Source organism: Streptomyces sp. WAC05374, from assembly GCF_004353505.1.
Lineage (GTDB): Bacteria > Actinomycetota > Actinomycetes > Streptomycetales > Streptomycetaceae > Streptomyces.
This window is the reverse complement of the sequence record NZ_SMNQ01000001.1, coordinates 172,763-198,420: the sequence shown is the minus strand read 5'-3', so window position 1 is coordinate 198,420 and position 25,658 is coordinate 172,763. Positions and strand designations below refer to the sequence as shown.

Annotated in this window: 20 protein-coding genes; 10 read left to right on the top strand and 10 right to left on the bottom strand. The window is 72.0% G+C overall.

Features of this window, described 5'->3' with window-relative positions:
- Positions 1-275: 275 nt before the first annotated feature.
- Together E2B92_RS00945 and E2B92_RS00940 are read left to right on the top strand one after the other, a co-directional pair.
- Entirely contained in the window at positions 276-2,669 is a 2,394-nt protein-coding gene (locus E2B92_RS00945) for a phosphoketolase family protein (RefSeq protein ID WP_126888471.1), read from the top strand.
- A gap of 253 nt (positions 2,670-2,922) precedes the next feature.
- The gene (locus E2B92_RS00940; RefSeq protein WP_399432230.1) at positions 2,923-4,647 is read left to right on the top strand and encodes a GAF domain-containing sensor histidine kinase; all 1,725 of its coding nucleotides are present in this window, start codon (positions 2,923-2,925) and stop codon (positions 4,645-4,647) included.
- A gap of 132 nt (positions 4,648-4,779) precedes the next feature.
- Here E2B92_RS00940 and E2B92_RS00935 read toward each other — a convergent pair whose 3' ends face one another.
- Positions 4,780-5,244 carry a pyridoxamine 5'-phosphate oxidase family protein gene (locus E2B92_RS00935; RefSeq protein ID WP_126888476.1) on the bottom strand — a complete coding sequence of 155 codons (465 nt, stop codon included), beginning with the start codon at positions 5,242-5,244 and terminating at the stop codon, positions 4,780-4,782.
- A gap of 353 nt (positions 5,245-5,597) precedes the next feature.
- On the opposite strand from E2B92_RS00935, the gene E2B92_RS00930 reads away from it, so the two are divergent.
- Positions 5,598-6,326: a response regulator gene (locus tag E2B92_RS00930; protein ID WP_126888470.1), complete on the top strand. Its 729-nt coding sequence runs from the start codon at positions 5,598-5,600 to the stop codon at positions 6,324-6,326.
- Between the two features lie 147 nt (positions 6,327-6,473).
- Here the strand turns inward: E2B92_RS00930 and E2B92_RS00925 are convergent, their stop codons facing one another.
- On the bottom strand, positions 6,474-7,346 hold the full coding sequence (locus E2B92_RS00925) for a universal stress protein (RefSeq protein ID WP_126888469.1): 873 nt from the start codon (positions 7,344-7,346) through the stop codon (positions 6,474-6,476).
- Between the two features lie 265 nt (positions 7,347-7,611).
- On the opposite strand from E2B92_RS00925, the gene E2B92_RS00920 reads away from it, so the two are divergent.
- The 3 genes from E2B92_RS00920 to E2B92_RS00910 all read left to right on the top strand — a co-directional run bounded on the left by E2B92_RS00920 (position 7,612) and on the right by E2B92_RS00910 (position 10,146).
- On the top strand, positions 7,612-8,505 hold the full coding sequence (locus E2B92_RS00920; RefSeq protein ID WP_126888468.1) for a universal stress protein: 894 nt from the start codon (positions 7,612-7,614) through the stop codon (positions 8,503-8,505).
- 160 nt (positions 8,506-8,665) lie between these two features.
- Complete coding sequence (locus tag E2B92_RS00915; protein WP_133087346.1) at positions 8,666-9,571, top strand: arginase family protein; 906 nt, start codon at positions 8,666-8,668, stop codon at positions 9,569-9,571.
- Between the two features lie 278 nt (positions 9,572-9,849).
- The gene (locus E2B92_RS00910; RefSeq protein ID WP_235023625.1) at positions 9,850-10,146 is read left to right on the top strand and encodes a hypothetical protein; all 297 of its coding nucleotides are present in this window, start codon (positions 9,850-9,852) and stop codon (positions 10,144-10,146) included.
- A 294-nt stretch (positions 10,147-10,440) separates the two neighbouring features.
- On the opposite strand, the gene E2B92_RS00905 is transcribed toward E2B92_RS00910, so the two are convergent.
- The 3 genes from E2B92_RS00905 to E2B92_RS00895 form a co-directional block, all read right to left on the bottom strand.
- The gene (locus E2B92_RS00905; protein ID WP_126882787.1) at positions 10,441-11,502 is read right to left on the bottom strand and encodes a methyltransferase; all 1,062 of its coding nucleotides are present in this window, start codon (positions 11,500-11,502) and stop codon (positions 10,441-10,443) included.
- A gap of 62 nt (positions 11,503-11,564) precedes the next feature.
- Entirely contained in the window at positions 11,565-12,425 is an 861-nt protein-coding gene (locus E2B92_RS00900) for a helix-turn-helix domain-containing protein (RefSeq protein ID WP_126882788.1), read from the bottom strand.
- Between the two features lie 486 nt (positions 12,426-12,911).
- Positions 12,912-13,385: a hypothetical protein gene (locus tag E2B92_RS00895; RefSeq protein WP_200836901.1), complete on the bottom strand. Its 474-nt coding sequence runs from the start codon at positions 13,383-13,385 to the stop codon at positions 12,912-12,914.
- A gap of 275 nt (positions 13,386-13,660) precedes the next feature.
- Here E2B92_RS00895 and E2B92_RS00890 point away from each other — a divergent pair, with 275 nt between their 5' ends.
- Both E2B92_RS00890 and E2B92_RS00885 read left to right on the top strand, forming a co-directional pair.
- Positions 13,661-14,431 carry an NPP1 family protein gene (locus tag E2B92_RS00890; RefSeq protein WP_126882789.1) on the top strand — a complete coding sequence of 257 codons (771 nt, stop codon included), beginning with the start codon at positions 13,661-13,663 and terminating at the stop codon, positions 14,429-14,431.
- Between the two features lie 102 nt (positions 14,432-14,533).
- Positions 14,534-15,577: a vWA domain-containing protein gene (locus tag E2B92_RS00885; protein ID WP_126882790.1), complete on the top strand. Its 1,044-nt coding sequence runs from the start codon at positions 14,534-14,536 to the stop codon at positions 15,575-15,577.
- Between the two features lie 268 nt (positions 15,578-15,845).
- Here the strand turns inward: E2B92_RS00885 and E2B92_RS00880 are convergent, their stop codons facing one another.
- From E2B92_RS00880 to E2B92_RS00870, 3 genes are all read right to left on the bottom strand, one after another.
- Positions 15,846-16,769, bottom strand: coding sequence for an ALF repeat-containing protein (locus tag E2B92_RS00880; protein ID WP_126882791.1), 924 nt, complete (start codon positions 16,767-16,769; stop codon positions 15,846-15,848).
- 224 nt (positions 16,770-16,993) lie between these two features.
- Positions 16,994-17,668: a hypothetical protein gene (locus tag E2B92_RS00875; RefSeq protein ID WP_126882792.1), complete on the bottom strand. Its 675-nt coding sequence runs from the start codon at positions 17,666-17,668 to the stop codon at positions 16,994-16,996.
- A gap of 11 nt (positions 17,669-17,679) precedes the next feature.
- A complete protein-coding gene (locus tag E2B92_RS00870) occupies positions 17,680-19,734 on the bottom strand; it encodes a pre-toxin TG domain-containing protein (protein ID WP_126882793.1) in 2,055 nt (684 codons plus the stop codon).
- A 354-nt stretch (positions 19,735-20,088) separates the two neighbouring features.
- Between E2B92_RS00870 and E2B92_RS00865 the strand changes: the two genes are divergently transcribed.
- On the top strand, positions 20,089-20,541 hold the full coding sequence (locus E2B92_RS00865; protein ID WP_235023624.1) for a hypothetical protein: 453 nt from the start codon (positions 20,089-20,091) through the stop codon (positions 20,539-20,541).
- 207 nt (positions 20,542-20,748) lie between these two features.
- On the opposite strand, the gene E2B92_RS00860 is transcribed toward E2B92_RS00865, so the two are convergent.
- A complete protein-coding gene (locus tag E2B92_RS00860; RefSeq protein WP_126882794.1) occupies positions 20,749-21,405 on the bottom strand; it encodes a hypothetical protein in 657 nt (218 codons plus the stop codon).
- 147 nt (positions 21,406-21,552) lie between these two features.
- Positions 21,553-23,553, bottom strand: coding sequence for a M20/M25/M40 family metallo-hydrolase (locus E2B92_RS00855; RefSeq protein ID WP_126882795.1), 2,001 nt, complete (start codon positions 23,551-23,553; stop codon positions 21,553-21,555).
- Positions 23,554-23,870: 317 nt separating this feature from the next.
- On the opposite strand from E2B92_RS00855, the gene E2B92_RS00850 reads away from it, so the two are divergent.
- On the top strand, positions 23,871-25,568 hold the full coding sequence (locus E2B92_RS00850; RefSeq protein ID WP_126882796.1) for a M4 family metallopeptidase: 1,698 nt from the start codon (positions 23,871-23,873) through the stop codon (positions 25,566-25,568).
- Positions 25,569-25,658: the final 90 nt, after the last annotated feature.

The following is a 25,658-nucleotide window of genomic DNA, read 5'->3' as shown; positions in this document are numbered from 1 at the left end:
CCACCCGGCCAGGACCGCGTACCGCCCCGGCCAGGACCCCGTCCAGCCAGGAACGCCGGCCCAGGAGTGGCCCATCCGGCCCTTCTTGTCGCCGTGCCGCCTGTGTCACGGTGCCGTGAGGGGGAACGCCCACGACCATGGGCCCGTGCGTCGGCGAGCCGACGAAGGCGGCGTCCGGGCTGCGGCGAGACATCCGGTACGCGCGCGGGAGCAGACGCTCCGTCACGCCACGGGATCCGGTGGACGCCGCCGCCACTGACAAGACGGAGGGAAACATGCGGAGGGACGAGGACGTGGACGGCGTATCCCTGACCGATGAGGAACTCGACGCGCTCGACGCCCACTGGAGGGCGGCCAACTACCTGTCCGTCGGGCAGATCTACCTCCTGGACAACCCACTGCTGCGCAAGCCGCTGGAACCGGCGCACATCAAGCCGCGGCTGCTCGGCCACTGGGGTACGTCCCCGGGGCTGAACCTGGTGCACACCCACCTCAACCGGGTGATCCGGCGTGACGGCCTCGACGCCCTGTGCGTCTGGGGCCCCGGGCACGGCGGCCCGGCCGTGCTCGCGAACGCGTGGCTGGAGGGCAGCTACAGCGAGACGTACCCCGATGTGAGCCGGGACGAGGAAGGCATGGCCCGGCTGTTCCGGCAGTTCTCGTTCCCCGGCGGCGTGCCGAGCCACGTCGCCCCCGAGACGCCCGGTTCCATCCACGAGGGCGGCGAACTGGGCTACTCCCTGTCGCACGCGTACGGCGCCGCGCTGGACAACCCGGACCTCCTGGTGGCGTGCGTCATCGGGGACGGAGAGGCCGAGACGGGTCCGCTCGCCACCTCCTGGCACTCCAACAAGTTCCTCGACCCCGTCCACGACGGAGCCGTCCTGCCGATCCTGCACCTCAACGGCTACAAGATCGCCAACCCCACCGTGCTCGCCCGCCTCCCGGAGGCGGAACTCCACGAACTGCTGCGGGGCTACGGCCACGACCCCCTCCCCGTCACCGGCGACGACCCGGAGCAGGTCCACCGGGCGATGGCGGCGGCGATGGACACGGCCGTCGACCGCGTCCGCCGCATCCAGCGGCGGGCCCGCACCGGCACCGGCGGACCGGGCGACGAGCGACCGCGCTGGCCCGTGATCGTCCTCCGTACGCCGAAGGGCTGGACCGGCCCGGCCGAAGTGGACGGCCTCCCGGTCGAGGGCACCTGGCGCTCCCACCAGGTTCCGCTGTCGGAGGTACGGGACGATCCCGCGCACCGCGAGCAGTTGGAGGCGTGGCTGCGCTCCTACCGCCCCGAAGAGCTGTTCGACGAGCGCGGCAGGCCGCGGGCGCGGGTGCTCGCCTGCGTACCGGACGGCGAACGCCGGCTGGGCGCCACCCGGCACGCCAACGGCGGCCTGCTGACCCGGGACCTGCCCCTCCCGCCCCTCGAACGCTTCGCCGTCGCCGTGGACCGGCCCGGCGGCACCCGGCACGAGCCGACCAAGGTCCTCGGCGACCTGCTGGAGGCCGTCATGGCCGCCACTGCCGACCGCCGCGACTTCCGGCTCGTCGGCCCCGACGAGACCGCCTCCAACCGCCTCCAGGCCGTGTACGCGGCCAGCGGCAAGGCCTGGCAGGAACCGGTCCTCGCCACCGACGAACACCTCGACCGGCACGGCCGCGTGATGGAGATCCTCTCCGAACACACCTGCCAGGGGTGGCTGGAGGGCTACCTCCTCACCGGTCGCCACGGGCTGTTCTCGTGCTACGAGGCGTTCGTCCACATCGTCGACTCCATGGTCAACCAGCACATCAAGTGGCTGAAGACCTCCCGGGCCCTGCACTGGCGCGCCCCCGTCCCCTCCCTGAACTACCTGCTGACGTCCCACGTGTGGCGCCAGGACCACAACGGCTTCTCCCACCAGGACCCCGGCTTCGTGGACCACGTCCTCAACAAGAGCCCCGAGGTCGTCCGCGTCTACCTGCCGCCGGACGCCAACACCCTCCTCACCGTCGCCGACCACGCGCTGCGCAGCCGCGACCACGTCAATGTGATCGTCGCCGGCAAGCAGCCCTGCTTCGACTGGCTCTCCCTCGACGACGCCCGCACCCACTGCGCCCGCGGCGCCGGAGTGTGGGAATGGGCGGGCACCGAGGACGGCACGCGCGAGCCCGACGTGGTCCTCGCCTGCGCCGGCGACGTGCCCACCCAGGAGGTCCTCGCGGCGGCCGGCCTGCTGAGGCGCCACCTGCCCGGGCTCACGGTCCGGGTGGTGAACGTCGTCGACATGACCCGGCTCATGCCCCACGAGGAACACCCGCACGGCATGACCGGCCCCGAGTACGACGCGCTGTTCCCGGCGGACACGCCCGTGATCTTCGCCTATCACGGCTACCCCTGGCTGGTGCACCGCCTGGCCTACCGCCGCGCCGGCCACCCCCAGCTTCACGTACGCGGCTACAAGGAGATGGGCACCACCACGACGCCCTTCGACATGGTCGTACGCAACGACCTGGACCGGTACCGCCTCGTGATGGACGTGATCGACCGCGTGCCCGGCCTCGGCGTACGCGCCGTGGGCGTACGGCAGGCCATGGCGGACGCGCGAACCCGCCACCACGCCTGGATCAGGGAACACGGCACCGACATGCCGGAGGTCACCGACTGGACGTGGACCGGCTGAGCCGTACCACCGCCTCAATGTCTGCACCGAGCGGGGCCGTCCGGGGACGGGCGGGAGCCGCCACGTGGCCACGCCGTCGCGCGCGCGTCGACACACACGCTGGTCGGCACCGTGCGGCGGCCGTGGGGGCCGCAGCCGATCGGCGAGCCGACCGCGACGCCGGGTCCCGGCCACTGCTCCTCCTCCGGCCGCCGGACCACCCGCTCGGCCGATAGGGTGGCCGGAGAGCGGATGATCGAGGTCAGGAGGACCGTTGGGCGGGCAGGAGCCGCTGTCGCGGATGCCCCAGATGCGGCTCGACGAGCTGCTGGAGGAGCTGCAGGCGCGTATCAACGCGGCCCGCGGTACGAGGGACCGGGTGCACAGCCTGCTCGAGGCCGTGGTCTCGGTGGGCAGGGAACTGGACCTGTCGCAAGTGCTCCGGCGCATCGTGGAGGCCGCCGCACTCCTGGTGGACGCCCAGTACGGAGCCCTTGGGGTGATCGGCCCGGACGGCCGGACGCTGTCGCAGTTCCTCACCGTCGGCCTGACGGAGGAGGAGATCGCGAAGATCGGCCCGCTGCCGGCCGGGCACGGCATCCTGGGCGAACTGATCCGCCACCCCGAGCCGCTCCGCCTGACGGACCTCGGTGCCCACGAAGCGTCCTACGGCTTCCCCGCCCACCACCCGCCGATGCGCACGTTCCTGGGGGTGCCGATCCGTGTGCGCGACGAGGTCTTCGGCAACCTCTACCTGACCGACAAGCACGGTGGTGCGGACTTCGACGCCGAGGACGAGTCGGTGATCTCCACCCTGTCCGTGGCCGCCGGTGTCGCCATCGACAACGCGCGGCTCTACGAGGCGTCGCAGCGCCAGCAGCGCTGGCTGGAGGCGAACGCGGAGATCACCAACAGCCTGCTCTCGGGCCGGCCGCGGCCGGCGGTGCTGGAGCTCATCGCCCGCCGCGCCCAGGAGATCACCGGGGCCGGGCTCGCCGATGTCTCCGTGCCCGTCGCGGAAGCGGCCGATCTCGTCGTCGAGCTGGCCATCGGGGCCGACGGCGACACCCGCCGCGGTCTGGTGGTCCCGGTCGAGGGCACCCTCTGCGGTGCCGCCTACCGGGCCGGCGCACCCGTGACCACCGTAAGTCTGGCCGAGGACGACCGGTACACCGCGGGGCCCTGCCGGTTCGACGGCATGGGGCCGGCGGTCGCCGTCCCCCTGGGCACGGCCGCCAAGGACACGCGAGGTGTGCTGCTGCTGGCCAGGCACCAGGGGGAACCGGTCTTCACCGACGCGGAACTGGAGCCGCTGCTGGCCTTCGCGGCTCAGGCCGCGCTCGCTCTGGAGCTGGCCGAACGCCGCAGCGACGCCGAGCAGCTCGCGCTCCTGGAGGACCGCGACCGGATCGCACGGGACCTGCACGATCTGGCCATTCAACGCCTCTTCGCGACCGGTATGACGTTGCAGAGCGCCGCGCGGCTCGTGCAGCACGAGGGCGCCGCCGAACGTGTCGCGAGGGCCGTCGGCGACCTCGACGAAACCATCAAGATCATCCGCTCCACGATCTTCGGTCTGCGTGCCCGCGAGGAGGACACGGGGCCGAGCCTGCGGGCGAGCGTCGCCCGGGCGGTCGGCGAGACGGCCACCACGCTCGGCTTCCCGCCCCGTCTGAGCATGGAAGGGCTGCTCGACACCGACGTACCGCCGCAGGTGGCCGACCACGTCATGGCGGCGCTCACCGAGATGCTGAGCAACGCGGCCCGGCACGCCCACGCCACCCGGGTCGAGGTCGCTCTGGCCGCCGCCTCCGGCGAGGTCGTCCTCACCGTGACGGACAACGGCCGGGGAATTCCCGCCGGCGGCAGGCGCAGCGGCCTGAGCAACCTCGAGGAGCGGGCCCGTGGCGTCGGCGGCACCCTGACGATCGAACGTCCGGGGGAGGGCGGCAGCCGGCTCGTGTGGCGGGCGCCGCTCGTGGCCCACCGCGACGGGTGACCGCGAGGGCACTCCTCCTGGGGCGGGTCCGGGGACGGGGGCCGGACCGGGCCGGCGCGTGTGCGCCACGACGCCTCGGACGCCGGCATGGCCCGTACACGCCCGAGAGGATGACCCCGTCGGCCGTCGGCGTTATGCGGTGAGCTGCGAGCCCGTCACCAGGTCCGGCCGGATGCGCAGCGCGGCGTACACGCCGGGGTGCTCCACCCAGGGGCGCAGGCGAGCCGCGAACCGCGCGAGTTCACCCTCATCGGTGACCCGGTGGGCGTAACCGGTGACCACCACGCTCCAGCCGATGTGCGTCTCGGGATCGATGACGTCCGCCTCGTACGCCACCACGACACCCGTCGCACGGGTCGGCGCCACGATGGAGGCGAGCGCCGCGCCCTCGTGGAGCTGGACGATGATGTCGTCGCCGTCCATGAGGTGGTTGACGGGGCGTACGGCCGGCAGGGCCTGATGCGTGAAGACGATGCGGCCCAGGGACACGGTACCGAGCAGCCGCAGAGCCTCCACGCGGTCGAGCTGCGCCATACGCCGGGGCGCCACCGCCTCAGTGCGGTCACCCACCATTCGATGCGTGGCTTCGTCCTTCATCGCGCCCACCTTCTGCTCCGGCTCGGTCTCGGGCACTTGGGTGCCTGCATGCCAGCGTCTCCCGGACCCGACGGAGGCAGTAGGGCCGAACGGACCTTTGAGCCATGGCCGGATTCCACGTCCTGGCGGCAGACGACAGGTCCGTCCCGCGATCGGTCGGGACACCTGCCGCCGTACGGCGTTCCACCGCCCCGGTCGGGGCGTGCCGACCACACGGGGCCCGGCCACGCCGGACGCCTGCCGCGCATGACCGCGGACGAGGGCCATCCGGCCCTGGTCGGAGGTCCCGCTCACGCGGCACCATGCAGGTGGATCCGCCGAAGGCGGAAAGCACGGAGAAAACGGAGCAGGCGATGACGGACAGCAGCGGCGGCCCCACCGGGAAGGCGCCGGTCAAGGTCTTCCTCCTCGACGACCACGAGGTGGTGCGCCGCGGCGTGCACGATCTGCTGGACGCCGAGCCCGATCTGGTCGTGGTCGGGGAGGCCGGCACGGTCGAGCAGGCGCTCGTACGCATCCCCGCGCTGCGCCCCCAGGTCGCCGTCCTCGACGTCCGGCTGCCGGACGGTGACGGCGTGAGCGTCTGCCGCGAGCTGCGCTCCCGCATGCCCGACCTGGCCTGCCTGATGCTGACGTCGTTCGACGACGAGGAGGCGCTGCTCGACGCGATCATGGCCGGGGCGTCCGGCTACGTCCTCAAGCAGATCACCGGCACCGACCTGGTCCACGCCGTCCGCACGGTCGCCTCCGGACAGTCCCTGCTGGATCCCGGGGCCACGGCCCGGGTGATGGCGAGGCTGCGTGGCGGGCCCGCCCAGGAGGAGCGGACGCAGGGCCTGCCCGGCCTGACCGAGCGGGAGCGGGAGATCCTCGCCCTGGTGGGGGAGGGGCTCACCAACCGGGAGATCGGCAAGCGGCTCTACCTGGCGGAGAAGACGGTCAAGAACAACATCTCCCGCCTGCTCGCCAAGCTCGGAGTCGAACGCCGTGTGCAGGCCGCCGTGATCGCCACCCAGGCGCTGGGCGGCAGGGACGGCCAGGGAGGCTCGGCACCGGAGCGCGGAAGCCGTCCGCAGTACTGACACCCGGCCCACAGCGCTGACACGCGCGCGGCGAACGACACGGCCGGACGAGACACGACCGCCTCCGGCGGCGCCCATGTCAGGGTGCAGCCGGAGGCGAGTGCCGACTGTCCGTGCGCGATCTCGCCACCCAAGGGCCACGAGGAGTCAGTCGTGCGGGACGACCGCGACCGGGCAGGGGGCGTGGTGCAGCGCGGCGTGGGCGACCGAGCCGATGCGGGTACCGACGGGGCCGCGGCGCGCCCTCCGGCCGACCACGAGCAACTGCGCGTCCGGCAGGGCCGACAGCAGCACCTGCCCCGCGCTGCCGATCTCGACGTGCTCGGTCACCGGGACGTCGGGGAACCGCTCACGCCACGGCGCCAGCGCCTCCGTCAGCGCCTTCCTCTCGAACGGTTCCAGCCCTCCCGCCTCGTCCGCGAGGCGCATCGATCCGGGGCTGTAGGCGTAGATCGGCGGCAGGCTCCACGCCCGTACCGCCCGCAGGGCCGCGCCTCGTGCGGCCGCGGCTTCGAAGGCGAAGCCGAGCACCGCGTCGCTGTCCCGCGGTGTGCCCTGCTGCCCCACGACCACCTCGCCGCCCTCCGGCCGGAGTTCCTGCCCGTCCCGGGCGCGCACGGACACCACCGGCCGCGCCGAGGCGGCGATCACCTGCTGCCCGTACGAGCCGAGGAGGAAGCCCACGAGCGCGCCGTGTCCCCGGGAACCGAGCACCAGCATGCCGGAGTCCTCGGCCTCCCCCAACAGTGCGGCAACGGCCGTGTCCTGCACCACCTCCGAGGTGAGGGCGAGGTCCGGGTACCGTCCGGCGACACGCGTCACCGCCTCCCGCAGCACGGCATTGGCCGACTCGGCCTGCGTCTCCCTGTCCTGCACCACGGGCACGTCCAGCGGCTGCCACAGCCAGGCGTGCACGACGCGCAGCGGCACACCGCGCAGCACGGCCTCGTGCGCCGCCCAGTCGGCCGCGGCCAGGCTTTCCGCGGATCCGTCCACTCCTACGACGATGGCGCGGGTCATGGGAATGCCTCCGTACGGTTCGACGGGCACGGCCGCTCCGGCCGGCTCCTGTTCCCTCAGCATCGGCGAGACGGAGCGGCGCCGCCGAGGGCCGTTCGGCCCTCCGTCCCGGCCGTTCGGGCCACGGGCGGCGGCCACGGCCAGTTCTGTACGTGTGTCAGGACCACTGTCCCCCGGCAGGGCCCAGTGGCCCCCTGTGCGGGCAGCCCCGGCCGACCACTGTGGGAGGCGCAGTTCCGTACCCCCTTCTCTCAAGGAGCCCTCCATGTCCCACACCGTCACCGTCGGCCTCGACGGATCCCGGGAGAGCCTCGCCGCCGTGGACTGGGCCGCCGAAGAGGCACTCCGCCGCGCGGTGCCCCTGCGCCTGCTCCACGCCTGGTGCGGCGACGGTGACCCGCGCACCCTTCTCGTCGACCCGGTGGTGGCACGCGGCTGGGGGGAGCGGATGCTCGGTGTGGCGGAGAGGCGGCTGCGCCGACGTCACCCGGCCCTGGACGTCGAGACGGAATGGTCCTCGCACGACGTGGTCGAGGAGTTGTGCGCGGCCGGCGACACGGCCGAACTGCTGGTGCTGGGCTCCCGCGGCCTGAGCGGCCTGGCGGGCTTCCTGGCCGGGTCGGTCTCCCTGGCCGTCCTCGCCCGCACCCGGCGCCCTGTCGTGCTCGTCCGCCCCCACAACCACCGGGAGCCCAAGGCGGACGACCCGGCGGGGGCGGACGACCTGAGGGAGGCGGAGGTCGTCATCGGCCTGGACGTGTCGCGGCCGGCCGACGAGGTCCTCGCCTTCGGCTTCGCCGCGGCCGACCGGTACGGCTGCGGACTGCGCGTGCTGCACGCCTGGGCCGTTCCCACGATCTGCGGACCCGACATGGGGGGCGCCCTGCCGCTGCTGATGACGGAGGTCGCCCAGGACGCCCGGCGGGCCCTCGACGAGGCGCTGACCCCCTGGACGGACAAGTACCCGGACGTACCCGTCGTCCGCGAATGCCACCAGGGCCGGCCCGCACAGGACCTCGCGGAGGCATCGCGGGACGCGCGCCTGATCGTGGTCGGACGCCGGAACCGCCCCGGACGGATCGGCCCCCACATCGGCGCCGTCACCCACGCCGTCATCCACCACTCCCTGGCTCCCGTCGCCGTCGTGCCCCACGACTGACACGGGCGCCGACATGCCGGCACGGCTACGCGGCTGCCCCGTCCGGGACACATGGTCCGTTGGGCGGCTCACCCGCCTCTCCGGCTGATCGGCCGTCGGCGCCCGTCCCTTCCCGCAATCCGGTTGCAGGGCCGACCGCACGTCTCCGATGATGGACCGCATGCGGAACATCGTGGTCGTTGACGCCCCCTCCAACCTGGGCCTGCGCCCACCCGCCCCCGGTACCGTGCCCGGCTGCTACAAGCTGGCGGGCGCCCTGCGGGAGCAGCGCGTCGTCCAGCGGCTGGGCGCCCGGGACGGCGGGGTGGTGGTGCCGCCGCGCTACGACCGGGGCGACTGGAAGGAGGGCGACGGGGTGTTCAACGCCGCCGCCCTCGCCGCGTACACCCGCAAACTGGCCGACCGCGTCGAGCGCCACGTCCGCGCCGGGGACTTCCCGGTCGTGCTCGGCGGCGACTGCTCCATCCAGCTAGGAGCCTCCCTCGCGCTGCGCCGCCTCGGCCGGTACGGGCTCACCGCCATCGACGCCTCACCTGACTTCCGGCACCCGGGCAACTCACGCCGGATCGGCGCCGCGGGCGGCGAAGAGGTCGCCCTGGCCACCGGGCGCGGACAGGAGGACCTCACCGACCTGGAGGGGCTGAAGCCCTACCTGCGCGACGAGGACGTGCGGTTCTTCGGCATCCGCGACGCGTTCCGCGACGACGAGGACTGCCGTGAACTCGCCGCGCTGAAGATTCCCCTCGTGACCGTCGGCGAGCTGCGCGAGTGGGGCGCGGACGCCCTCGCCCGGGCCACAGCGCAGTCCTTCGAGTTCCCTCACGTAGCCGGATTCTGGGTCCATTTGGACGCCGACGTCCTGGACCCCGGCGTGATGCCCGCCGTGGACAGCCCCGACGCCGACGGATTGCAGCCCGGTGAACTCGTGGCCCTGCTGCGCCCGTTGCTGGCCTCACCCCTCTGCGTCGGCTTCAACGTCACCATCTACGACCCCGATCTCGACCCGGACGGGACCGCAGGGGCGCTCCTCGCCGACATCCTCGTGGACGCCTTCTCCCCGTCCTGACCGGTATGCCCTCTGCGAGACAGGCCGGGCGCCGGGCACCAGGGCCCACCCTGCCGCGCGGGGACTGTCGTCTTCCCTCCGCCGGGGGCGTCGGGTGAGCCTCTCGACGGTTGCTGGTGACGTCCTCCCGACTGTCACGGTGTTGTCGCTACTGGCACTGGCGCTACCGTGCGGGGATGGACTTCGAGGTTCCAGCTTTTCCTCCCCGCCCTGTCCGGGGTGTTCAGGCCGTTTATGCGCGTCAGAGCAGTTGTGCCGCTGACTTTGCCATGGCCTCAATGGACTTCGAGCCCGGTGCCGAGGGCATCGCGTTGCACCCGGCCGCCGACTTGGTCATACAGGGCTGGGGCCCCGCATCAGGCATCAGGCAGTCGGACAAAACCGCATTCCAGCACGCGCTCGGTACAGGTGTGCGCGAAGAGCTGTCAGCGCTTGGTCCCGAGACACCCTTGGCGGTTGCGGTTGTGCTACGGAGCATGCGCGTCCACGAGCTGGATTCTCACGTCGAGGCTTTCCGAACGGCTGGGCGCATCGCAGTGAAGAATGCCCTCTCACTCGCCTACAGGCCGTCCTGAGGCCCCGCAGCGTAACCGCACATGGTGCGCTGCAGTGCCATCGGTTCCCCATTGCGCGGCGTTCCGGTCGACACCCATCCCGCGTGCCGTGCCGCAGGGGGTCCCTCTTTTCAGGCGCCGTCGAAGGATGAACGGCCCCTGCCCGGCTTCGAGCTGCTCGACACGCTCCTCCTTCCACAGCCCTGCGGACGGCGGCAATCCACTGCCCCGGCGGGAAGTTGCCAGCGAGGCGTTGGAACACGACCGTCCAGCGGCTGGATCTCGTGGCCCCGGGCGCCGGTCCGCCGCCGGCGGTCAGCCGGCCTCGGCTTCGATCAGGTAGAAGGGTGCCGCGTCCACCAGCGGGGTCACCGACACGACGGACAGTTCCGCGCGGTGGCACACCTCCTCGAAGTCCTTGCGCGTGCGCTCCCTTCCGCCCAGGTTCACCAGCATGTTGAGGTCGCTGAGGTAGGTGATCCCACCATCCGTGGCGTGCGCAGCGGCGCCCGTACCGACGACCTCGGGCAGTACCGGCTCGACGATCAGGATCCGGCCGCCGGGCGGCAACACCTTGCGGCAGTGGCCGAGGATCGTGACCGCCTGATCGTCCGACCAGTCGTGCAGCACGCTCTTGAGCAGGTACAGGTCCGAGCCGCCAGGAACGGAACGGAAGAAGTCGCCGGCGGCCAGGGAGCAGCGGTCCGCCACCCCGTGCCGGTCGAGCGTCTTCGGTGCCTGGGCGAGGCCGTCCTTGGTGTCGTACAGGACACCGGTGAGCGCCGGGTGCGCGGCGAGTACGCCGGCCAGGACGCTTCCGTCACCACCGCCGACGTCGGTGACCGAGGTGAAGCGGTCGAAGTCGTAAGCGTGCGGCAGCACGCCGGCCGTCTCCTCGGAGGCCTGGCTCATCGCCGCGTTGAAGTCTGCGGACAGCTCCGGGTGCCGGCGGAGATGGCTGAAGAAGTCGGTACCGAAGACGGCGTCGAACGCGATCGTGCCGGTGCGGACGCTGGTGTCCAGGCCGTCCCAGGCCCGCACGATCGCCGGGTCGGTGAACATCCGGACGAACGAGGTGAGCGAGTCGGCACGCCCGGAATGAAGGAGGGCGCCGGCCGGAGTGACGGAGAACGAGTCGGGTTCGTGCTCCTCCATCAGGCCGAGACCGGCGAGGGCGCGCAGCAACCTCGTCATGGGCTGGTGCTCGGCTCCCGCGTCGGCGGCCACCTCGGCGGCCGGCCGCCGGCCGTCGCCGATCAGGTCGAAGACCCCGAGCCGCACTGCGGCGCGCACGGTCCGGGAGGCCATGCTGCCGAAGACGAGCTGGACGATCAGTCCTCGGCCGGCCAGGGCCTCTCGGGTAACCGCTGTGTCCATGGTGCTCACGGTTGACTTCCTTCCTCATAAGCATGGATAGCTGTGTTGTGCGGGCTTGCCGGTCAGCCTTCGGCCAGGGCGCCGGGTGTGCAGCCGGCGAAGGCGAGGACGTCGCGGTGGAGGTGGGACTGGTCGGCGTATCCGTGCGCCAGGGCGACGTCCGCGGCGCTGGCGCCCCCGCGCAGGGCCCGGGCTGCCCCGTCGAAACGGACGAGCATGGCGGCGCGCTTGGGGGTGAGGCCGATCTGGGCACTGAACCGGGACCACAGCCGCTTGCGGCTCCACCCGCAGGACGCGGCGAGGGCGTCGACCCTTACCCGACCTCCCTGCGCCACGATCGTGTCCCATACGCCGGCCACCTCTGGCGTCATCGACGGGCCCCGGGCTGCCCGGCGGACGAGGAACTCGCTGACCAGCGTGAAACGTTCCTGCCAGGTTGTGGCGGCGACCAAACGCTCCCGGAGCTGCCGTTCCTGCCGCCCCCAAAGGTCCTCCAGGCCGACGATCGCCCCCTCCAGCTCGTGCGGCGACACACCCAGCAACGCATAAGCGGCGCCCGGCGTCAGGCACATCTCGACGCACTCGACGTCCCGGCCGCGGATCCGCGGGAACCCGGGCGACAGCGACGCGACCAGGCTCGGTTTCGGGTTCGGGCTCGTCGAGGGCCGATGCCCGGTGCCGCCTTCGACCATGAACGGGTCGTTCCCCAAGCCGAGGACAAGGACCACGGCAGGCTGAGGCAGCACCCGCAGATCCAGCGCCTGTCCGACACGATCCCGGAATCCGGCCATCCGGACACCCGCCACGGGAGACGCGCCACCGGGCCGCGCCACTTCCCACCGACTGTCGAGTCGAGGACCGCCGCCGGAACTCCTGCTCACGGCCACGGCTCCCGCCTCGGCATCCACCTCGTCGCTGTGCATGCGCCCACCTTGACGGACCCCGGGCCGGCCTGTCTTGGAGAAAAGTTCCGCCGGGCCGACCGCGGAGCACGAACAGCCACGACGCAACAACGTCAGGCATTCACGATCACGGAGCATGGGTGCCACTGGGCGCGGATCCTGGAGCAACACCAGCCCGTCCGATCGCCAAAACCTGGACCACGTGACCGCATACGGCGTGAGTAGTGGTCCGTCCGCGGTGCCGGGGCGCGCCGGACGTCGGTGTACGAACGCGCCCGTATTCGCCCGGGGCCATGGGAGTCGCCGTATCGGGTGTCGCCAGAGGCGGCGTACTGCTGGAGACCATGCGTCAGATGGCCCCCAAGGCTGCCATGCCCGACGTCGCCTGGCGGCCACGGAAGTCAAAGTCCAGGAGGCGGTCCAAGCCGTGCGTCACGGTGGTTCGGGGGCCGTCCGCCTTCGTTCCCAGGCAGATGTCTCATCTCCGAGCCGCTGGGCTACGGACGCTTATGGGGCGGTCGGTCGGGCGGACCCGCGGCTCCAGTGCAGTTCGCTGACTGCCTCTTCCGCTTCCCTGCGCACGTCGGGGCTGGAGTGCTGCAGGAACCGCTCAACAGCCGGCAGCGCCGCCTGGTCGTGAGTGCAGCCGAGGATGGCCAGGACATAGGGCAGGAGCAAAGGTTCAAAGGCGTCCACACCGACGGCGAGTGGCTCCACCACCCGGTAGGGAAGCGCGTAGTGCGTGGAGGCGGTGCAGACTGCGTGCAGCGCCGACTCCCGTACCCAGTGGTCCTCGTCGCACACCGCGATTCCGATGAGGCGCTCGACGGCCCGCTCAGCCTCGGACGCCGTCAGGCGGCCCGTCTCCAGGACATCGCCGACGGCATCGAGGCAGAGATCCCGACGGCGACCCGCATGGGAGCCGTTCAGCTCCTCCCAGGCCGATTCGATCGACGCTGTCAGGGCCTGATGTCCGTCCACGGCCCGAGCATAAGGCTGTTGAGGGCCGCACAGTCAGGGCGCGGGCGGCCCCATCTGTTCCCTCAAGCCGCCCGAGCGGGCCCCATCCACCACGCCTGCCGACACAGGCGTTCCGAGATCGGGCACCTGAAGGGCGACTGACACGGCAGCCGTACCGTCCCGGACGCGTGCGCTCGCGAGGTGCCCACCGGCGCCGCAAGTATTGACATGTTCGCTACAGGAGGCTAACTCCAGGGGCACACCTTCCACCGTGCCAGCCGTCCGAAAGGCCTTCCTTGCATACGAGACCGCGTACGCCGCGCAGGGGCGCCGTCATCGGCGCCGCCACCGTCCTCCTGGTCGTCGGCTTCCCAGGCAGCGCCCATGCCGCGCCGCCCCGGGCCCTGCCCGGCGACGCGAGCACGCTGGAGCGGACGTTCCAGCCCGCGTACGACTACGACAAGGACGGCTGCTACCCCACACCGGCCATCGGGCCGGACGGCACCGTCTCGCCCGGCCTGAAACCCTCGGGCACCGTCAGCGGGCAGTGCCGGGACGCGTCGGACCTCACCAACACCAACGCGTACTCGCGTGCCCTGTGCAGCGACGGCTGGTGCGCGGTGATGTACGACCTGTACTTCGAGAAGGACCAGGCCGTCTGGGGCAGCGGGCTCGGGGGGCATCGTCACGACTGGGAGCACGTCGTCGTGTGGATCCGCGACGGCACGGCCCAGTACGTCTCGACCTCCGCCCACGGGAAGTTCTCCGTCCACGGCCGCGACCGGATCCGGTGGGACGGGACGCACCCGAAGATCGTGTATCACAAGGACGGCGTGGGCACGCACTGCTTCAGGGCCGCCTCGGCGAAGGACGAGCCGCCGGAGAACCATCGGGGAGCCTGGCAGTTCCCCGACCTGGTCGGCTGGGAGGGCTACCCGCCCGGCGTACGGGACAGGCTCACCCGGGCGGACTTCGGCAGTGCGCACTTCGGCCTCAAGGACGCCGACTTCCTCTCGCTGCTCAAGAAGGCGAAGCCGGCGGGCCTCACCTTCGACCCCGTGCTGTAGGCCGCCTCGGTGCCTCGTCCCGACCGCCTGCCCGCTCCAGGATCGATTGTCAGTGGTGGGTGAGAGAGTCGAGGCATCGAGTCGGAATGAGGGGGAGCTGTCGTGACCGGAGCCCAGAACTACATCAACCACGTTGCCCTTGTGCTGGACGCCAGTTCGTCCATGTCCCACCTGAGCCGGAAGGTCGTCGAAGTCGCCGACCAGCAGATCGCCTACCTGGCCCGCCGCTCCAAGGAGCTGGACCAGGAGACCCGCGTCACGGTGTACGTCTTCGCCGACACGGTGGAGTGCGTCATCTACGACAAGGACGTGCTGCGGATGCCGTCGCTCAAGCAGATGTACCGGGCCGGCGGAATGACGGCGCTGCTGGCCGCGACGCTCAAGTCGCAGCGCGAGCTGGCACAGACGGCGCAACTGTACGGCGACCACAGCTTCCTGACGTTCATCCTCACCGACGGTCAGGAGAACGCCAGCCATCGCTGTCCGGACGCCCCCACCAGGAACGCGCGGGCGCTGGTCGATGCCGTGTCCGGGATGATCGCCACCCAGGAGGACAACTGGACGCTGGCCGTGCTGGTGCCGGACCAGATGGGCAAGCGCGAGGCCACGCAGTGCGGTTTCCCGAAGGACAACATCGCCATCTGGGACGCCACGAGCACGCAGGGGCTCGAGGAGGCCGGGCAGGTCATCCAGGAGGCCACCGAGAAGTTCATGGTGGGCCGCACCCGGGGCATCCGGGGATCACGCGCGGTGTTCTCCACGGGTGCGGAGGCCGTCAACCAGGACACCATCAAGGCGGCCGGCCTCACCCCGGTGGACGCGTCGGGATACGAGCTGATCCCGGTGACGCGTGACGCGGCGATACGCGACTGGGTGGTCGAGAGCGGCCACACGTACCGCACGGGCGGCGCGTACTACCAGTTGAGCAAGTCCGAGAAGGTGCAGGCGCGCAAGCAGATCGCGGTGCTGGAGAAGAAGACGGACCAGGTGTACACGGGACCGGAGGCCCGGGCCCTGCTCGGGCTGCCCGACGCGGAGGTGCGCGTGAGGCCGGACCACAACGACGACTTCACCATCTTCGTGCAGAGCACCAGCGTGAACCGGAAGCTCGTCCCGAACACCCGGCTGCTGCTGATGACGAACTGACCCCGGCAGAGGCGCCGCAGTCTCCTGGCCGGTCCACAGCCGCCTCCACATCGTGGCCGGCCCACGGCAGGCATCCACCGTGGGCCGGTCCACGGCGGCCCGCGCGAGGGTGTCGGCGGTTCCCGGCAGCCCCGGCAGCACCCAGCGGTCGCCGACGGTCCATGGCGGCCGAACCTGAGGCCCTGGACGCCGGGGTGCCCGCACCCACCAGGTGCGGGCACCCCGGCCGCGAAGGCGCGTGGGGTGCCGGGCCGTTCCCGGCTCCCCCTCAGCGCTTGACGGACTTGGCGGGCTTCGCGGGTGCGGGCTTCTTCGCCGGGGCCGGCTTCTTCTTCGCCGCCTCGTCCTTGGCACGCGCCTCGTACTGGCCGATGTCCAGGAAGTGGCGCAGCTCGTCCGGCGTGCCCTTCAGCGCCTTGGCCGCCGCGGCCTTGACCGCGGGGCCGCCCGCCGCCTGGATGCGCGTGGCACGGGCGCGGTCGTCCTCGAGGCGCGCGGCGTGCTGGCCGGTGTCCAGGAAGGCAGTGATGGCCTGCGTGGTGTTGGCCTCCAGGGCCTGCCGGGCCTTCGCCTTGACCGTCGGGCCGCCCAGGCTGATGATCTGCGACACGCGCACCCGGTCGTCCTGGAGGCGCGCCGCGTACTGCCCGGAGTCCAGGAAGCTCCGCACGTCCGCCGCCGTGCCGTTGAGCGCCTTGCTGCCCGCCTCCTTCACGCCGCGGCCGCCCCGGTGCATGATCTGGGCGACGAGCACCCGGTCGTCCTCGTGCTGCGCCCGGTACTGGCCGGACTCCAGGAAGTCGACGATCTCCTGCGGGGTGCCCTTCAGCGCCTTCTTGGCGGCTTCCTTCACCGCGGGGCCGCCCCTGCTGAAGATCTGCGACACCCTCACCTCGTCGTCGACGAGCCGCTCCTCGTACTGTCCGGTCTCCAGGAATGCCCGCATCTGCTCGGGCGTGCCGTCCAGCGCCTTCTGTGCCGCCTCGCGCACACCCGGCCCGGTGTAGGGGTTGGCCAGCATCTTGAGGATCGCGGCGCGGTCCTTCTCGGCGGGGGTCGGCTCCGTGGGCGAGGAGGACGGTGCCGGGGCGGCCGGCGTCCCACCGTCGGCGGCGATCGCCGGGACGGAGAACAGGAGCGCGGGGGTGAGGGCCACCGCCGCGACCATGGCCGGGACGCGGTTCAGCTTCATGTACACCTACCAAATCAAGGGATGATCTTCACATCATCTTCGAATGTGCGTTGATCTTGTGCGATTTCCGTTGCCGGGTCAAACGGGTTGTCAGGTTTCGGCCAGCGGCGCCGCGCGCATGCGCCGTACCCGGCCGGAAGCCATCCGGACGGGTACGGCGGCGTGCATGCGCCACCGGCGGGGGCCGGCGGGAGCCGGCGTGTGCAGACGGGCGTGACGGCTCGTCAGCCCACGAGGTGCCGGACGGCACTCACCACGTGCGGCCCGTGCCCGAACGCCGCACTGACGCGTTCCAGCCGCTCGTACGCCGACGGAGACAGGCGAGAGCAGAACGGGCCGGTGGCGCAGAGCAGGAAGCGGAACGCCAGCTCCGGGCACACCGTCTCGGCGCAGCGCACGAGCGCCTGCCGCGTGGGAACCAGCGGTGTGGAGCTCCATGGCTGCGGCTGGTCGAGCACCCCGACCAGGTCGACGACGTCCGCCGTCATCCGCCGGTGCTCGACGGCCGCCGCACTTGTTCCGTCCGGCACGCACGCGGGGTACGTCGAGCAGGAAGCCGGTGAGGCGCCGCGGGACCGCGCGATGGGGACGACGAAGGACAGCACCTCCTGGAGCCACTCCCGCTCCTTGCCCGGGATTCCCGGAGCGCCGAGCGAGATGTCCGTGGCGTACCACAGCAGGCCGATCTCCTCGCCGCTGAGGCCGGAATCCCTCAGCCGCAGGAGGTCCTCGATGAGCAGGAGCAGAGACGTCGGGTCGCCCTGCGCGCCGTACCGCTGGGCGATGTGGTCCAGCGCGCTGTCGGCGTAGTTGCCCCAGTCGCGGTGGAAGGACGTGCCCAGGTCGGTCGCTCCGAAGTCGGACGCCAGGTGGTCCCGTACGGCGAGGGGGTCGTGCATGAGTCGCTCCCTTACAGCGGGTAGGCGGTCAGGACGTAGAAGCCGCCGGGCTTGTGGCCCTTCTTGATGGCCAGGGTCACCTTGAAGCGGTTGCTGGTGGTGGAGCTGTAGTTGCCCAGGTGGTCCATGCTGTCACCCAGGGACCCGGTGCCGTACGTACCGGTGAGGGTGAGCTGCTGCTTCCCGTTGGGCTTACCGGCATCCGCGACCCACTTGCTGATTTCGGCCTTCTTGTCGGCGACGAGCTGGTTGACCGCCTTCTGGGCGAGGTCGGCACTGGCCCAGCGGGAGTTCGGGGTGGGCCGGCCGACCTTCCGGGTCTTCTTGACGGCCAGGTCCTTCATCTCGTCCCGGGTGACGTTGACGTGCTCGTCCAGGGTGTGCGCCACGCCCGGGAACATCCGCTCGGCGCGCGCCAGATCGGTGCAGTTGTGGACGAGGACGTCCTCGGTGCCGACCCGGACGTAGTAGCTGTCGATGCCGCTGACGTCCAGGTCGTAGGTGTCCAGCCGCTCGTCGGAGCGCTCGGTGGCGGTGACCGTGACGGACGCGCCGTCGGGGGTGCGCAGGCGGTCGCCGGGCCGCAGCTCGCCGGCCGGTACCCAGCGCGCGCGCTCGGGCAGCCAGTACCGGTGGTTCGCGGTGGAGGTGACGGTGCCCGGCCGGGAGGCGTCCGCCTCGCCCACGGCCACGGTCAGGCGGACGAACGCCTTGTCCGTGTACGAGGAGGTGAAGGGCACCGACTGCACCGGTCGCGGCAGCGTCAGCTCGGTGTCGCCGCCCGGGTCGGTGGCCAGCACGAGGTCACCGGCGCGTACGTCCTCGATCGCCTTGTGCGAGCCGTTGGCCATCAGCACCGGCGTACCGGCCGGGAAGCTGTTGCACTCGAAGACCGCGTCGCCCTTGCGGGCGCCCTTGATGTCGTCCGGGAGGAGCTTGCCGCCGAGCTTGAGCCAGCGCAGCACGGCCAGGGAGCCGAGGCCCCGGTCGAAGCCGCTGACGTGCTCGCCGGTCACCAGGTCCTTGCCGGTGACGGCCTCCACGATGCCCTTGCCGTCCCCGATGCCGGGCAGCAGGCCGAGCAGGATCGACATGCGGCGCTGCTGCTCCGCGTCGTCCAGGCCGGAGGAGCCGTCGCTCCAGGTCTTGCCCAGGCCGGAGAAGTCGAAGTCGAAGGCCGGCACTTGGCGCAGGCCCTCCGCGGCCTTCTTGATGGCGGGGACGACCTTGTTCATGTCGTCGACGGCCTTGTTGGCCTCGCCGATGCCCTGGTTGAGCTGGTCCATGCCCTTGTTTGCCTTGGCGATGGACTTGTTCATGTCGTCGAGCGAGCGGTTGATGTCGTCGACGGCGTCGTTCATCGTGTTCAGGCCGCGGTTCATCTGCGCGAAACCGGCGTTGATGTCGTCGAGGGCCTTGTTGATGCCGTCGAGACTGCCCTTGACGCCGTCGACGGCGGCCTGGAACTTCGGGTCGCCGACGATCTTCGCCAGCATCAGGACGAGCTGGATCAGCATCATCGTGAGCTGGATCATGACCAGGATGGTCTCGATCGTCTCCAGTACGTCTTTGATCAGCTTGTCGATGTCGGCCTGCGCGCCCGCGGCGACCGCGCGGATCTGACCCTCGACCTTTTTGCGGTACTCCGGGTCCGCGATCGTGCTCGGGTCCTGCTTGAAGGCGTCCTGCAGCTTCTGGAGCCCGGCGGCCTCCTTCTTCACCGTGGAGAAGTGGTCGACGGTGTCCTTGTGCAGGTAGTGGATGCCGTACGCGAACATGCCGATGCCCGCGCCGACCTTGACGGCCTTGCCCGCGAAGTCCCGGTAGCAGGCGGGCTTCTCCAGGAGCGGCAGCTTGCCGCAGCCGGAGACGGCAGCGGCCCCCTTGACGATGGAGGCGAACCGGTCGGCGTCGAGCTCGGCCTCCGCGCGGGCGAGCTCCTGCTCCGCGGCGACGACCTGGATGCTCTGCGCGGCGACCGCGCTCTCCTTGCCCATGCCGAGCGTCACGAAGAGGCTCAGCAGGAGCAGGAAGGATACGGCCCTGATTCTCGAATGGTGGTACATGTACGTCCCGTGCCAACGGGCGCGGCGCCACCGGATGGTCCGTCCGGCGCGCCCGGCGCCCTGTGTTCCCCCGGGAGGACGCGACGCGCCGTGGACGCGGTGACCCCCCGATTACCGATGAGTAGCTTACGGCCTCGGCGGCCCTCGCCGATCACCTGGGGCGGGCGGCCGGGCCCCGCGCGTAGAAGCCGAGGCCATCGTGGGACGGACGCGCGATGCTGCACGGGTGATCGAACGGGACGACGCGGTGCGGATCGTCGAGGAAGAACGGGAACGCGACTATCGGAAGCGGCTGTTCGACGGCCGGGACCCCAGGCGCTCGGCAGTGGTGGCAGCGGAGCCGCACGAACTGGCGTGGATCGTCTCCTGGACCTCCCGGGAGTACCTGCGCACCGGGAACTCCGCCCCGCGCTGGCCGGCAACGGACCGTACCTCGTCGACCGCGTCGACGGGAGCCTGCACCGGATCGGCGTCCTCAGCGCGCGAGAGGGCACCTGGGAGGCGGACTACCGCCGTCGCGTCCGGGGGGAGGTCGTACGGACCGCCGTGGATGATCTGCACGACGAGGTCCGGACGGTGGCGCTCACCCGCGGGCGGCCGCACGCCATGCGTGTCCTGCGCCGCGGCGTTCCCGCGCTCTCCCTGCCGCAGGCGGTCGAGTACGTCACCGCCCTCCTGGGCGGCAGCCTGCCGGCGCACCTACGAGCGCTCACCGCCTCGGCGCTGACACCCCCTGCCGCTCCGGTGGCGACCGTGGAGACGGTGCGTGGAGCGGGGCCCCGCCACGTCCGCCGGCCCGAGCGGTAGCCACGGCAGGCGTCCACCTCACGCACTGCGGGGACTGCTGCTGTCGCCGGCCCGGTCCGCGCCGCGCCGCAGCCGCCGGGCGTCCCCCGAAGGCCCGCGCCCCTGGTGCTCCTCGTGCCCAATAGGCGTACGCCCCCGCCTGCACGTCGCCGCCCACGCCCCCGCCTGCACGTCGCCGCCCCCGTCCGGCACTGTCCGCGCCGGCGGTCAGGAGCGGTGGCCGCGGCCCCCGGGCAGCAGACCGGCGCGGCGGGCCAGCTCGTCCTCCGCCCCCGTCCCCGGGCGCTTGCCCGGCGTCGAGCGGACGACGTAGCGGAAGGGCAGGCCGCCCGGCTCGGCGACCATCCCCCCGAACCGCGTGTCGCCGGCGAACCAGACCTGGTCCGCCGGGCGCTGCCCCCGCGGCGGCTGCGGGCCGTCCCATCCGTCCGAGGGGAGCGGGAACGAGCAGTGGCTCTGCCCGTCCGGCTGGAGCAGCACCACCCGGCCGTCCGTGCCCCAGCGCCGCCCCTGGGCCCGCTCGCCCTCACCGGCGACGACCCGGACGTCCTGCGTGCGGACGGGCCACACCTGCCAGCCGTACGTGGACATGATCAGCCGCTCCTTGCGCCGCGCCCGGCGCCAGAGCAGCGTCAGGGCGGCCGTCACCAGGACGAGCGGAGCCAGGCACGCGGCGGTGACCAGGCCCGTCACCGTGCCGGGGCCGATGGCCACGAGGACGACCGCTAGCAGTGCCGCCTCGGCCGCGAGCGCCAGGAGGCCCCACCGCAGGCCGCGCTCACGGCGCCTCAGCACGTCCTCGACGCCGGGGGTGTCCACCGCCGCTCCGGGCAGCACCTCGTACCCGTACTCAAGAGCGATCATCACGCGTTCCCGTCTCGGAAAGGCCGCCGGCCGCACGGCACCGTGCGGAACGTTCTCCGGCGGGAACCCCTGCCGACCCCGCCCCGGTCGGCAGGAGCCTACTGGCCGCGCGGGCCGAGGTCTGCACGCACAGGGATGCGGGAGGCCTCACAGACCCGCGAGCGTGAGGGCGGTCGCGGTGACGGACCGTGCGACGGTGGCGGCGAAGTCGGGGCTGTGGTCCTCGTCGTGGAGGGTGTCGCCCGGGGTGTGGTACTGCCGGGTGCCGTTCCCGGGCTCGCCGTCGGGCGTGGAGAACAGGTCCTCGGAGACGGCGACGGCCGCCCACCCCCGCTCGTGGAAGCTCGCGTGGTCGCTGCGCCCCACCGCCGGGTCGTCGTCGCCGGTGACCTGCTGGACCGTCACCGCCGGATCGATGACCGGGACGGTACGGGCCACCCGGCCGCCCAGTGCGTCGGACGCGATGGCGACGGCACCGGGGACCGAGGAGCCGCTGTGGATCTCGATGGTGGGCGCGCTCCCGTGCTGCCGGCCCGCGATCATGTCCATCTGGAAGACACCGGTGATGCGGTCGCCCGCGGCGGCGGCGGCCCGTGCGTAGAACTTGCTGCCGGTCAGGGCCTGTTCCTCGGCGTTGAAGAGGACGAAGCGGATGTTCCGGGTCGGCGTTCCCCCGTCGTCGAGCAGCGTCCTCAAGCACTCGGCGGCGGCCAGGACGCCGGCGGTGCCGCTCCCGTCGTCGTCGGCGCCCGGCGCGGGGTCGGCGGCCGGGTCGTACGGGCGCGGGTCACCGTCCGCGTCGAAGAAGTCGCCGTTGGCGGCGGTGGAATCGAGATGCGCGGTGATGAGTACGGTGGAGTCGGCGTCCGGGACGCGGTGCTCGGCCTCCACGTTGAACAGCCGGTGCCCCTGCCACTGGAAGGAGTGCCGCCGGACCGTCAGCCCGAGGTCCCGGAAGCGCTGCGCCAGGGCCTCGACGACCCGCTCGTTGTCCTCGGACGAGGCGTCACGGCTGCGGATGCGCAGCGGCCCGCCCGCCACCAGCGGCTCGGCACCGGAGATCCGGGCCACGTGCCCGCTCAGTACGTCCGGGGTGATGGCCGCGCGGACCGCGTCGAGCGTCCGGCGGGAGGGGAGCCCGTCGCCGGCCACCGCCGCGATGCCCCCGGGCGGCGCCTCACCGCGTGGCGCGAGGAGCGCCGGATCGGGCAGCAGCCGTTCGGTGTGCCCGGGCTTCGCGTCCGGCAGGTGCACGTCCTCGACCGGGGCACCGGCGGGCGCGGCGAGGTAGACGCCGCCCGGCGCGGGTCCCAGCGGGACGACCGGCGCCGGCTTCGTCCCCGGGGGCCTGGCCGACGGGCGGGGCGCCCGCGCGGCACCGGCCGGCTCCCCGGCGACGAAGCCGAGGACGGCGTTGGCGCGCATGGACTCCGCGGCCGCGCGGCGAAGCTCGGGCGAGGTGGCCGCGAGGGCCTCGGCCGCCTCCTCGGCTGCCGGGAGTGGACGATTGTCGCGTACGAGGAAGGCCGCCGTGTCCCCGACGTGCCCCCGTATGTCCACGGCGCACCCGGCCCGTTCGAGTGCCTGGACGCCCCGCGCGGTGGCCATGGCGAGGACGAGGCGCTCGGACGCGACATGCATGGGGACGATCTCGGACTCGTTCGCGATCGCCTCCAGCGCGGACGGCCGCCGGCCCTCCGGAAGTGCGATCCGGACCCAGAAGACGGGGCGGGCCTCCAGCGCCGCGAGGGTGAACACGGGATGGGGCGACGTGCGCATCCCCACCTGTCCGGCGAACGCGCGCTCCTGGTGGTCCTCGCCCACGAAGACGCACTCGTCGGCGGATGCCGCACCGGCGCCGGCCGCGCTCGCGACCGCCGCCTCGAAGAGCCCGCGGCTGTCCTTCGGGCCCCAGTGGACGAGATCGTCGTCCGGGAAGCGGCCGGGGAAGGCCTCGTGGAGCGCGGCCGCGACCGAGGCGGCGGCGCCCTCGCCCGTCCCCGGGGCGGAGATGATGCCGAGGGGTACGTCGGGCAGGGCGTCGAGAACGGCGGTGACGCGGGGGCGGGGCAGGAGTTTCAGCGAGCCGTCGGGCTCGGTCCGGGCGTCCGCGAGGGTCGCCCCGATGTCGAAGAAGAGCACGGGCATCTCGGTTCCTCCGCGGCCCGGAAGCCTGGGAGGCCCTGCGGCCCCGCCCCCGCGGCCGGCGACCGTGCACGCTGCTCCGAGTACAGGCTCCCGCTGGTTCCATCGTCGTCCCGCGGTTGCGTTCCCGCATCCGGTGGCGTACGAGAAGCCGTTCAACGTCGCACAGTTGAAGAGGTTACGGGTTGCCTGGTGCACCGATCCGTCCGGTTGCCGCCCGCACCACGCGGTGTGACGTTTGAAGGGGGCATGGGCCGAACGGGGCGGAACGACAAGGGGGCGGCACACCAGCAACGCGGGCGCGACGAGGGGTCGCAGTCATGTCACATCTCGAAAGATTCCGCTATCACTTCACCGACGACCCACGGGCGGGCGGCGCGCCCCCGGGGCCCGAGTCCCTCCGCGGTACGGAGGCGGGGGAGGGGGCCGAGAGCCGACGGGGCTTCAACTCCGCCGAGTCGGCGGCACGGTTCTACCTCGCCGAGAAGCTCGCCCAGGAGGAGACACCGGCACTGCGCGGCGCCGTCCGGGAGGACCGGCCCGAGCGCGTACCGGACCTCGCCCTGAGCACGGAGCGCCACCAGGCCGGCACGGGCACCACGCTCGTGCGGTTCGAGCAGACCCGGCACGAGATCCCCGTCTTCGGTGCCGAGGTGCTGGTCGAGCTGGACGAGGACCAGCGCCTCGTCTCGATGGACGCCAGGCTCGGCGAGGTGACCGGCGTCGGTACCGTGCCGGACCTGTCGGGCACGGACGCCCTGGAGCGGGTCAAGGCGGCGACGGGAAGCACCGTCGACGCCGAGGAGCTGCCGCCGCCGGCACTCGCGTACATCAGCCGCGACGACGACTGGCACCTGACCTGGCACCTGCGCGACGTGCCGGCCCAACTGCCGGAGAACCGGCCCGAGGAGGGCCGGCACGGCCATGGGCTCGGCGCCTCGCCGCGCGAGGACTTCCCGCTCACCGGCTACTTCGTCGACGCCTTCTCCGGCGAGATCCTCAAGTCGTACGGGATGGCACCCACGATCACCGTGCCGACGCGGCTGGAGGGCGAGGACGAACTGAGCGTGCGGCACCGGTTCCAGGGCAGCCGGCAGAACGGTTCGTTCCTCCTGCACGACCAGTGGCGGCAGATCGCCACCTACGACATGGACTTCGCCGACATCGACACCGCCCGCCCCCCGGCGGCCGCGATCGGCTCGGCGCAGGCGGACTTCGGCGCCGGCCACCGGGCCGGGGTCTCGGCGCACGTCAACGCCGAGCGGGTGGAGAAGTTCTACCGCGACCAGCTCCACCGCAACGGCATCGACGACGCCGACATGGACCTGGTGTCGGTGGTCAACTGCACCTACCGCGAGGACGGACCGGGCCCCGAGTGGGTCAACGCCGTCTGGTGGCAGCGGCGGATGTGGTTCGGCCAGGTGGCCGACGGGGACCGGCTGGTCAGCCTGGCCAGTCACTTCGACGTCAACGCCCACGAGATCACCCACGGAGTGATCGAGACCTCCAGCGACCTGGTCTACCAGGACCAGTCCGGCGCGCTCAACGAGTCGCTGGCGGACACCATGGGCGTCTGCATCGCCAACTGGTACCAGGCACCGGACCGCGACGACGTGCGCACCTGGAACTGGGAGATCGGCAAGGGGCTGGGGCCCCGCGGGCTGCCGCTGCGCGACATGAGCGACCCCACCCGGACCGGGGACCCCGACCACATGCGCGACTACCTGCGCACGTCGCGGGACAACGGCGGTGTCCACACCAACAGCAACATCCACAACAAGGCGATGTTCCACCTGCTCACCTCGGTGGACCCGGCTGGCGAGCCGGTCCTCAAGGTCGAGGAGTGGGCGCTGCTCATCTACCTCGCCCTGGTGCGACTGCTGCGCGAGTCGGACTTCGAGGACATGCACCAGGCACTGCGGGACGTCACCAGCACCTACCTGTCCGGCAACACCCCGCTGCGGACCGCCGCCCAGACGGCGATCGACGAGGCGTACCAGAAGGTGGGCATCGCCTGATCCTGCCGTGGCCGGTGGCCGGTGGCCGGTGGCCGGTGCCTATGGCAGCGGTCGGCCGGACCCACGTGTACGGGGCCGGCCGACCGCCGC